This window comes from Methanolobus vulcani, assembly GCF_006546655.1.
In the GTDB taxonomy this organism is placed as follows: domain Archaea; phylum Halobacteriota; class Methanosarcinia; order Methanosarcinales; family Methanosarcinaceae; genus Methanolobus; species Methanolobus vulcani_A.
The window spans coordinates 173,406-181,819 of the sequence record NZ_VIAQ01000017.1 but is presented as its reverse complement, the minus strand read 5'-3'; the positions used below and the strand labels follow the sequence as shown (position 1 = coordinate 181,819).

The 8,414-nt window shown below is 39.7% G+C and carries 8 protein-coding genes; all 8 read left to right on the top strand.

All coding sequences use genetic code 11. The features are described from left to right. The first annotated feature begins 125 nt into the window (after nt 1–125). The 8 genes from FKV42_RS11345 to FKV42_RS11310 all read left to right on the top strand — a co-directional run bounded on the left by FKV42_RS11345 (nt 126) and on the right by FKV42_RS11310 (nt 8,411). Entirely contained in the window at nt 126–902 is a 777-nt protein-coding gene (locus FKV42_RS11345) for an archaellin/type IV pilin N-terminal domain-containing protein (RefSeq protein ID WP_154810370.1), read from the top strand. Nucleotides 903–944: 42 nt separating this feature from the next. Then, the gene (locus FKV42_RS11340) at nt 945–1,613 is read left to right on the top strand and encodes a hypothetical protein (RefSeq protein WP_154810368.1); all 669 of its coding nucleotides are present in this window, start codon (nt 945–947) and stop codon (nt 1,611–1,613) included. Between the two features lie 118 nt (nt 1,614–1,731). Beyond that, nucleotides 1,732–2,667 carry a hypothetical protein gene (locus FKV42_RS11335; RefSeq protein WP_154810366.1) on the top strand — a complete coding sequence of 312 codons (936 nt, stop codon included), beginning with the start codon at nt 1,732–1,734 and terminating at the stop codon, nt 2,665–2,667. Nucleotides 2,668–2,701: 34 nt separating this feature from the next. After that, nucleotides 2,702–4,720 (top strand): histone deacetylase, encoded by a 2,019-nt coding sequence (locus FKV42_RS11330; protein ID WP_154810365.1) that lies wholly within the window; start codon nt 2,702–2,704, stop codon nt 4,718–4,720. Beyond that, the gene (locus FKV42_RS11325) at nt 4,720–5,796 is read left to right on the top strand and encodes a histone deacetylase family protein (protein WP_154810363.1); all 1,077 of its coding nucleotides are present in this window, start codon (nt 4,720–4,722) and stop codon (nt 5,794–5,796) included. The genes FKV42_RS11330 and FKV42_RS11325 overlap by 1 nt, the downstream gene beginning before the upstream one ends. Nucleotides 5,797–5,811: 15 nt before the next feature. Beyond that, nucleotides 5,812–6,672: a hypothetical protein gene (locus FKV42_RS11320; protein ID WP_154810361.1), complete on the top strand. Its 861-nt coding sequence runs from the start codon at nt 5,812–5,814 to the stop codon at nt 6,670–6,672. A gap of 199 nt (nt 6,673–6,871) precedes the next feature. Beyond that, nucleotides 6,872–7,459, top strand: coding sequence for a hypothetical protein (locus FKV42_RS11315; protein ID WP_154810359.1), 588 nt, complete (start codon nt 6,872–6,874; stop codon nt 7,457–7,459). Between the two features lie 34 nt (nt 7,460–7,493). After that, nucleotides 7,494–8,411, top strand: coding sequence for a V4R domain-containing protein (locus tag FKV42_RS11310; protein WP_154810357.1), 918 nt, complete (start codon nt 7,494–7,496; stop codon nt 8,409–8,411). Nucleotides 8,412–8,414: the final 3 nt, after the last annotated feature.

Sequence of the window (8,414 nt, the reverse complement as noted above, 5' to 3'; positions counted from 1 at the left end):
GCAGCAACGACTGCAGATTTTGTACTGCCATCTTCATACGGTGTAACTGAGACAGTTCAGTTGTATCCATAATTACAATGGTTGATGTGTATCATCACATCAACTGATATTTCAGGAGGGAGTCAATGCCTGATTCAAATATCTTTTCAAGAGATAATACTGCTCAGGTAGGTATTGGTACTCTTATTATTTTCATAGCCATGGTATTGATTGCTGCTGTAGCTGCATCTGTGCTTATTCAGACATCCGGCACACTTCAGCAACAGGCACAATCAACAGGTAAACAGGCAACACAGGAAGTATCATCAAATCTGATCGTTAAAAGCATAGAGGGAGTCCGTGCAAAGAGTGGATCTACAATGGCATCTAATATGTCACTGCTTAAAGTAAAGGTGGGTCTTAATGTTGGAAGCTCTCCTGTTGATCTGAATCAGTTAATCATTACAATAACTGATGGGATTAATACGAATGACCTCATTTATGGAAATAATGACAAAACCTATGGCAGCGTGATGGCAAATTTCTCTTCATCTAACAATGCAAGTGTAAACTTAGGTCATTTGTTGACAGGTACACAGGATACGCCAGGTGCAAATGCCAGATACTTCTTTACTGTGCAGAAAATAAGGGATGAAGATGTTTCATTTACACAGGGGAACCCTATCATGAATAAAGGTGATCTGGTGACCATCTACGTTTCTGTAGTAGCAGATGGTGATCTGTCATATACAACAATAGATGAGGTGACAACCAGTGGGAATCAGAAAGATTCCAATCTGGATATTGCACCACGCTCTACTGTAACGATAGTTATGACTCCTGAGGCTGGAGCTACTACAATGGCTGAATTTGTAACTCCTTCATCATATGGTACCAGGGAAACAATACAATTATATCCGTAAGGTGAAATAATATTATTCACCTTTACTTTTTTGAGGGATTGTATGTCAAAAAAAAGTCTGTTAATATCTTTACTTATCATTTTATCATTTGTTCCTTTATCATCTGCAGGTGCTATTTTTACAAATGAGCTGCAGGTTCATGATACATCTATTGATTTCATGATCAATGAGTTATATACAGGAACTGATGCTGAAGCCTTCAGATTGAGTCTTGATGCTGACAATAATAGCATTGTAAGTGAGGAAGAAGTTGAGAGTTTCGTAGATGAATTCAAAAGGAAGGGTACAGGCCAATACTTAGGTTATGTTTTAATAGATGATGGGAATACTGCTCTTTCCCTTGATTCTTTTGATATGGATGTTTCCGGTGCAGAAGGCAATGTAAGTACTTCTGAAATAAAGGTCACAGTTAATGTTGTATATGGTGTACCTGAATCACTGGAATGTGGTAAACATAGCTTATGGGTTCTCGGACATCCTGCAATTGAAAAGATGAGTGTTTCTCTGCCTTCTGAGATGATAGTAACTGATATAGATGGCATTGATGAACTTCAGACATCCTGTGATTCCGGATGGCAGTTGATTGAAGGGCGTAGTGGCATTCGTTCATTTGTTGTTGATGGTCGGCAGGCATTTGAGTATGCTATTATGATTGAAACGGGCAAATCAAGATTTATTGCAGATTTCTCCCGTTTTCCTTCTTTATTCTAATTTTTATCTTTATTCATTTTTCTAACATGCAATATATACAATTGGCACAAATATAATTAAGTACTATGCCTATATTATAATAGCTTAATAATAATATTCGATCATCTCAGGTGCTTAAATGAAACACAAGTATTGTTCAATTATCTTAGTATTTGTTATCCTGTTAAGTGTGTATAGTAGTGGTTGTGTTAGTAGTGAACCTGAAGAAGAAGTACCTGAAATGGTGACCACATTTTTGACTGCTATTAATGATGATGATTTCAATACTGCCTTTAATATGTACACAGGTAAGGATTTCCTTGCAGTTGCAAGTATTGAAATGATATTCAGCAATAAAGGAATTGAACCTGGTACAATCCAGGATATAAATATTGTTTCTCAGGAAATTGATGGAACGGCTGCTGTTGTTGATGTGGAATGTACAGTGTTAAGCTCTGATGGTCAAAACAGCATTATTCCCATATATTTTATTCTTCAGGATAGTGAGCTTGGATGGATCATTACAAGAGTATCTTTCACAGTTCCATTAACACTTGATAATGTAGAAGAAGTAAATATTGAGGTGGAGACCACAAAAATCGATGTTATTGCAAACAATGCTCCATTGATATTTATTGCTGCTGTGATTATGCTTGGCCTTGGTCTTTACCTTGATAAAAAGGATAAGGCCAAGAAAAAGGAAAATAGCAGGACTATTGATGTTTCTGGTGCAACTCCGATACAAAAAGAATCCATTGCACAATATGTTAAATTTGTTCCTTCACAGCAGATAACAATTGGGAAACCAGCTACTGTAGATGTGTGGGTTAAGAATTTCACACAGCAGCCATATCATGATTTTGCTATTAAAGGTAAGTTTGCAAATACCCTTGAGCCTGAAAAGATCAATCTGTTCTTTGATACAATAGCTCCTGGGGAAACTGTAAAAAGGACATGGGCAGTGAAACCAAAACTTTCAGGCTGGGCTTCCATTGAAGAACCAACTGTGGTATTCAATTTTGGAGGAACCAAATACATAGGTGTGCTTGATCCTGTATGGTTGCAGGTGCAGTGATTTTGCAGAATTAATTATATTGTGGGTGATTTTGGTGTCTTCAGATACAGAAAAAAACGAGGAACAAGGTAATCAGTTATCTTCTGATGTCATGAAAAAGCTAAATGATGCATTTCTATCTTATTTTGATGGAAATAAATCTGGTAAAAGTACAATTGACCTTTCAGAAAAAGATGCTATTCTTGATCTAATCCAATCTGGTGTTGTAGAAGAAAAATCCAGTGATGCGGACAAGGATACCGAAGCCAAAAAAATGATTGTCATTGGTGAAGGTTTTATTGAGGCAGGGGATGAGACTATAACTTATTCCGACGCTCCGGATATGCAAACAGAACCATCTATGACATTTCCTTCTTCTGAAACAAATGTACCGAATGTACTGTCTAATGCTTTTGATGATGTCTCTTTTCAGTCTGTTGAAATTGAAGTTGATGATGAGAGGACTGCTGATAAAGCTGGAGGGAAAGGTACTGATAAGGACTATTCAAAAGCCGTATCCGATATTCTACAAAAAACACCTAAAGTTCCGAAAGTTTCATCTTATGATCATAACAATGATTCAGAGACTGTAACTTCAAAATCGGATCAGACTGCTAGCAAGCCGTCTACTGGGGAAAAGTCATCCATTCAAACAGCTATTCCAAAAAAGCAAGTACCACAACAATCAGCAAATACTGTACAAAAGACGAGTGTACAGAAACCTGTTGCCAGATCTGTATCTGAAGCACCATCAGCTACACAAGTAAAATCACAGGTTAAAACAGTTGCAGGTACAACTTCTACTCTGGCCGTTTCCCCGGCTGGTGGAAATGCAGGAACGCCGGTTAATGCTTCTTCTGTAAAACCCAGGGTGACACAGCCAGCTAAGAGTGCCCCAAAACCTGCAACTTCTAAAATAGTTCCTCCGGGAACTCCTGCTCCAAAGCCAACAGTTGCAACAAAAAAGAAAGTTTCAAGTGAACCTGCATCTCCGGTGAATATTGCATTCCTTTATAATGAGGATCATATGAAACATGATGCTTCATTACTTTCGATCATTACTCATGAGAAACCGGAACGTATAATCAAGGCCATGTGGTATCTGGAAAAGAGCAAGGTTTTTAATGACGGTACATGCACACTAATCAGTGATTTCCAGACTGCCAAAGAAGAGGATCTTTACAGGGTTCATGGAAAAGAGTATGTTTCTTTCGTAAAATCATATTCTGGCTCAGGTGGAGGATTTTTGGGTGACAGTACGTATATGACATCTGGTTCATACGATATCGCAAAAACAGCTGCCGGTGCAGCTATCCAGGCAGGTGATCTGCTTGTTGATGGAAAGTTCACTCATGCTTTTGTACTGACACGTCCACCTGGTCATCATGCAAGCACTCAGAAATACGGAGGTTTCTGTCTTTTTAATAATGCAGCGGTGCTTGCAAGGCATCTTCAGCATAACAGGAAAGTTGGGAAGGTACTGATCCTTGACTGGGATGCTCATGCAGGTGACGGTACCATGGAAATATTCTATGAAGACCCTACTGTGATGCTAATATCTCTTCATCGTGATCCGCATGGATTCTATCCCAGAAAGGGCTTCAGTAATCAAACAGGTGAGAATGCAGGTAAAGGTTATACAATGAATGTGGAAATGCCCGCAGGATCAAGAAATGGGGAATATCTGTATGCTTTTGATGAGGCAGTTATTCCTATGATAGAACACTTCAATCCGGATTTCATAGTACTTAGCTGTGGTTTTGATGCTCATTATCATGAAATGAATATAGGATTGGAACTGGATTCAGATGCTTATCACCAGATGACTGCAAAATTGCATTCGGTATTTAAGGGGCCTATTGCTTTCCTTCTTGAAGGAGGTTATCATGATTTTAACGGACAATTGTGTCACAGTGTATTGAGTTCTCTTCACGGACGTCCAAATCCGGTTCATGATCAACAGGAACTATCCAGCTTTAAGCAGAACCAGCAAAAGCAGATTTTTGAAGAGGTTCAGAAAAAGGTTGCTGAAACTAAAAGTCATCATCCCGTATTGTTATCAGAGGAAGCCTGATGACCCGGGTAGGTATTACTTTTAATAAAAATCATCATTTGCATGATTCCTTATTGAATGGCTACCCAAGTCCTGAAAATCCCCAGAGGATTAGGAATATACTGGGATATCTAGAGGACAGTGGCCTTATTGATGGTGAGATATTTAGTTTCTATGATGCTTCCCCTGCAACAATTAGGGATATATTGCGGGTGCATACAAAGGAATATGTAGAGCTAATAAAGACCTGCACCAGGGATTCACGCCAGAGTCCCGGTAAGGATGTATATGTTTGCCCTTCATCTTTTGATGTGGCTCTACAGGCATTGGGATGTATTCTGAAAGCAGGTGAGTTGGTTACTACGCAGGAATGCAAACATGCTTATGCGATAATACGTCCTCCTGGTCATCATGCAGGTCCGGATTCGTGCAATGGCTTCTGCCTATTTAACAATTCGGGAATCCTTGCCCGATATTTGCTGGAGGTAAAAGGCCTTGAAAGGATTGCCATAGTTAATATTGATGCACACGCTTCAGATGGTACGTATGCTGCTTTTGAAGCGGATCCGCGGGTATTGTGCATATCGATGCATCAGGACCAGAAATCACTTTATCCATTCAAGGGTTTTATCAAGGATATTGGTGTAAGGCCTGCCCTCGGATATTGTATAAATATGGAGATGCCTACAGAATCAGGTAATCCGGAATATTCATTGTTCTATGATGAAATAGCGGAAAAAGTACTTGATAAGTTCAACCCACAATTAGTTATTCTGGAGTGTGGCTTTGATGCTTACCATAAAGAGCCTTTGGCACAGTTGAACCTTACTGTTGATGGTTACTATCGACTAATATTTAAACTTGCAAGTAAATGGAACGTTGTAACCTTGCTAGAGGGCGGTTATCATGATGATCTGGGCCTTCTTGCATCGGTTGTCCTGCGTGCATTGGCAGGAATTGAGAATATCAGGGATGAGGTTGATCAGATAGACTTGCTTGCATCGCGACATGCTAAAACCAGAAAAGAATTCAATAATAATCTGTCACTTCTAAAAACAAGACTGGAGCCATATTGGGGTCCATGGGGTCATATTTAATGGGTAGTTGGTAAAATGTTCGAACTTGGAAAAAGTGAAGATGGTATTACATTTTATAAACTTGAACATGCTTTTGAGCTTGACAAGTTGACAATAGGTGAATTCACTTATTTCAGAAAATATCTAGGCATGTCTGATTACCTGTCAAATTTCCAGAGCTGGCTTAAAAGGCCCACTGTAGTTCTTGTCGTTGCTGTCAGGGACAATACTGTGCTTGGCTGGTCCATGAATGAAAAATGGAGCACTCCTGCAAAAGATGGCAGACCTACATATGTACTTCGTGGAATTGAAGTTTCACCCAGGCTTGCCAGAACAGGTATGGGAAAAAAGATATTCAGTTTTATTTCAGGGATACTTGTTGGGCACATCATTACAAAACCTGTGAACAAGGTCGCAAAACTGTTCTTTGAGTCACTGAATTTTGTAGAACCAACTTATAGCAGTCCTGTGAACCTGGGTAACTATCCTGGTTATCTTATACTTGAGGAGAGTAGAAAGAAGGTTATAGCTTGTGAAGGGATTATTCCTAATGAGGAAAGTGTGAAGGCTTGCAGACTGAAACTTTTCCCAAAGGAAGCAGTCTCTGACTCTCTTATTAATGTGAAAAAGGAATCAGGGGTTTTAGACTCATATTCTGCTGTTGGAAGCCCTGAACACGTAACCACACGTGTTACTGATGAAATGCTTCCTGAAGATATTTCAAGTCCTGTGGATTTTGAAGGTAAGTTCCTTGGAGAACAAAAAATGATGTCTCCATGTAAATGCGGAAATTTCCTTGTGAACAAATATATGGTCACTGGTAAAAGAAGCGGTACTGCTTTTATTTGTACCAGTTGCAGTGTTGAAAGGTATTTCCTTCCGATGAAGAAAAAATAGTCAATATTAACTTTAGTTTTTTTCTTCTCTCTTTATTTTTTATGATTTTTACTAATGTCGGCATCGCAGAATTTTACATTACATGTGCAAAAGTTGCGAACATACTCTATTCAATAGAAGAGTATTAATACCGCAAATACAATAATATCTATAATTATAATACTAGATATATAATTTGATTATATGGGGTCTTTTCATTATGGCTCAAGAGCAGGGAATCGCAAAAGTTGATCTTAGTTATATTTATAAAGCAGTGATGATGGGTAATTCTCTTTACTCCGATAATTGGGAGAAAGGAGTTCTCTATCTTACCAATATGAACCTATGGTTTTCAGAAGGAGGAGGATGGTTAACAATTCCTCTGAAAAGTGTAACCATGGTAGGCAGGGAAGTTTCAGACCCTATTCGTGCAAAGTCCCAGCGCGCACTGGGAACTTCACACGTCCTGATGCTCGATTATCTCCAGGCGTCATCTGTTGTAGAAGGAGCAACAGCTCCCGCTACTGCTTTACTTGCAGGTAATGAAGCAGTGATCAATACGCTCAAAGCTTATCTGCAACCAATGTGTGGCACACCTCCAAAGAAACAATCGCTTTCTGATATTGATAAAAAGCTCCTTTACATGCTTTTCACTGGTGTGAATGATTTGCAGAAGCTGACTTTCTTCATCGGTGTCGATAATGACACACTTGCAGCCAGTTTCAAGAATCTGAGGGAAGCAAACATGTGTGACACTTCAGGAAGGCTTACCGAACAGGGTCAAAAGCAGATCAAGGAGATGATGTGAAATGAATCTAATCATCACAGAGGGGGCACTATAAATGGCAGATCCTGGTCTCCCTCCTTTTATGACAAATTCAGCTGGCGGTCCGCCTCCGGCAATGGATGGTAGTTTCGGGCAGTCTATGGGAGCTTTTGGAGCACTATTGAAACTCCAGCAAAACATAAGTGATAAGTTTCCAAAAGCCAAGGTTCCCTGGAATGAAACAAGAAAATTCCTTAAAGCGAGTACAATAGAACAGATAAGATCAACATCGCTTTACAAGTTCCATATGAAATTCTTTAAGGATATCGGTCTTGGAAACATGCAACTGATATCGTATGCGCCAATGCATTACATATTTGCAGTTCCGAACAATCCGGTGTGTAATTTTTATCCGGCACTGCAGAACCAGAAAGTATGTGTAGCCACAACCGATGCTCTGCACAGGTTCTTCAGGGAAGATCTGGAACTTGAATGTTCTGTTGAGGAAACAGAATGCATCAAGAACGGAGATCCTTATTGTAAATTCAAGGTAGATCTCCAGCCTATATCTGCATATCAGGTCATGCTTGATGACTACGATAAAAAGATATTATCAGGCATCAGACCTCCTGTTGATGACACTGAACTCAGGGACAGGGTAAGGACACTTACAATTTACAAATTACTTGACAGCGGCCGTCTGTCAGAAATTGGTAACGCGTACATGCAGTTTGCCAGCAATATGCCTGTACAGGAGAAGGTATTTGACCCTCCGTGGAAGCTTCAGGAAGAACTTTCTTCCATAGCTGAATCGCACAATACTTTTGGCGGTGCTTTCGGTGCAATGGCTCAGAAGATACAGGTACCAGACAACTCTGCGCCGGCTGCACCTGCACCGGCTGTGTCTGAGGAAACTGCAAAATTACAGGAAGAAGCTAAAAATACGGGTAGCTTTGCCGAGCTTCTTGCTAAAATGAAAAAGGAGCAGCAGTGATTA

Bases quoted from the DNA above. Each gene is read 5' to 3' on its own strand.
- FKV42_RS11320 (WP_154810361.1), top strand. From the start codon at position 5,812: ATGTTCGAACTTGGAAAAAGTGAAGATGGTATTACATTTTATAAACTT.
- FKV42_RS11345 (WP_154810370.1), top strand. From the start codon at position 126: ATGCCTGATTCAAATATCTTTTCAAGAGATAATACTGCTCAGGTAGGT.
- FKV42_RS11315 (WP_154810359.1), top strand. From the start codon at position 6,872: ATGGCTCAAGAGCAGGGAATCGCAAAAGTTGATCTTAGTTATATTTAT.
- FKV42_RS11335 (WP_154810366.1), top strand. From the start codon at position 1,732: ATGAAACACAAGTATTGTTCAATTATCTTAGTATTTGTTATCCTGTTA.
- FKV42_RS11340 (WP_154810368.1), top strand. From the start codon at position 945: ATGTCAAAAAAAAGTCTGTTAATATCTTTACTTATCATTTTATCATTT.
- FKV42_RS11325 (WP_154810363.1), top strand. From the start codon at position 4,720: ATGACCCGGGTAGGTATTACTTTTAATAAAAATCATCATTTGCATGAT.
- FKV42_RS11310 (WP_154810357.1), top strand. From the start codon at position 7,494: ATGGCAGATCCTGGTCTCCCTCCTTTTATGACAAATTCAGCTGGCGGT.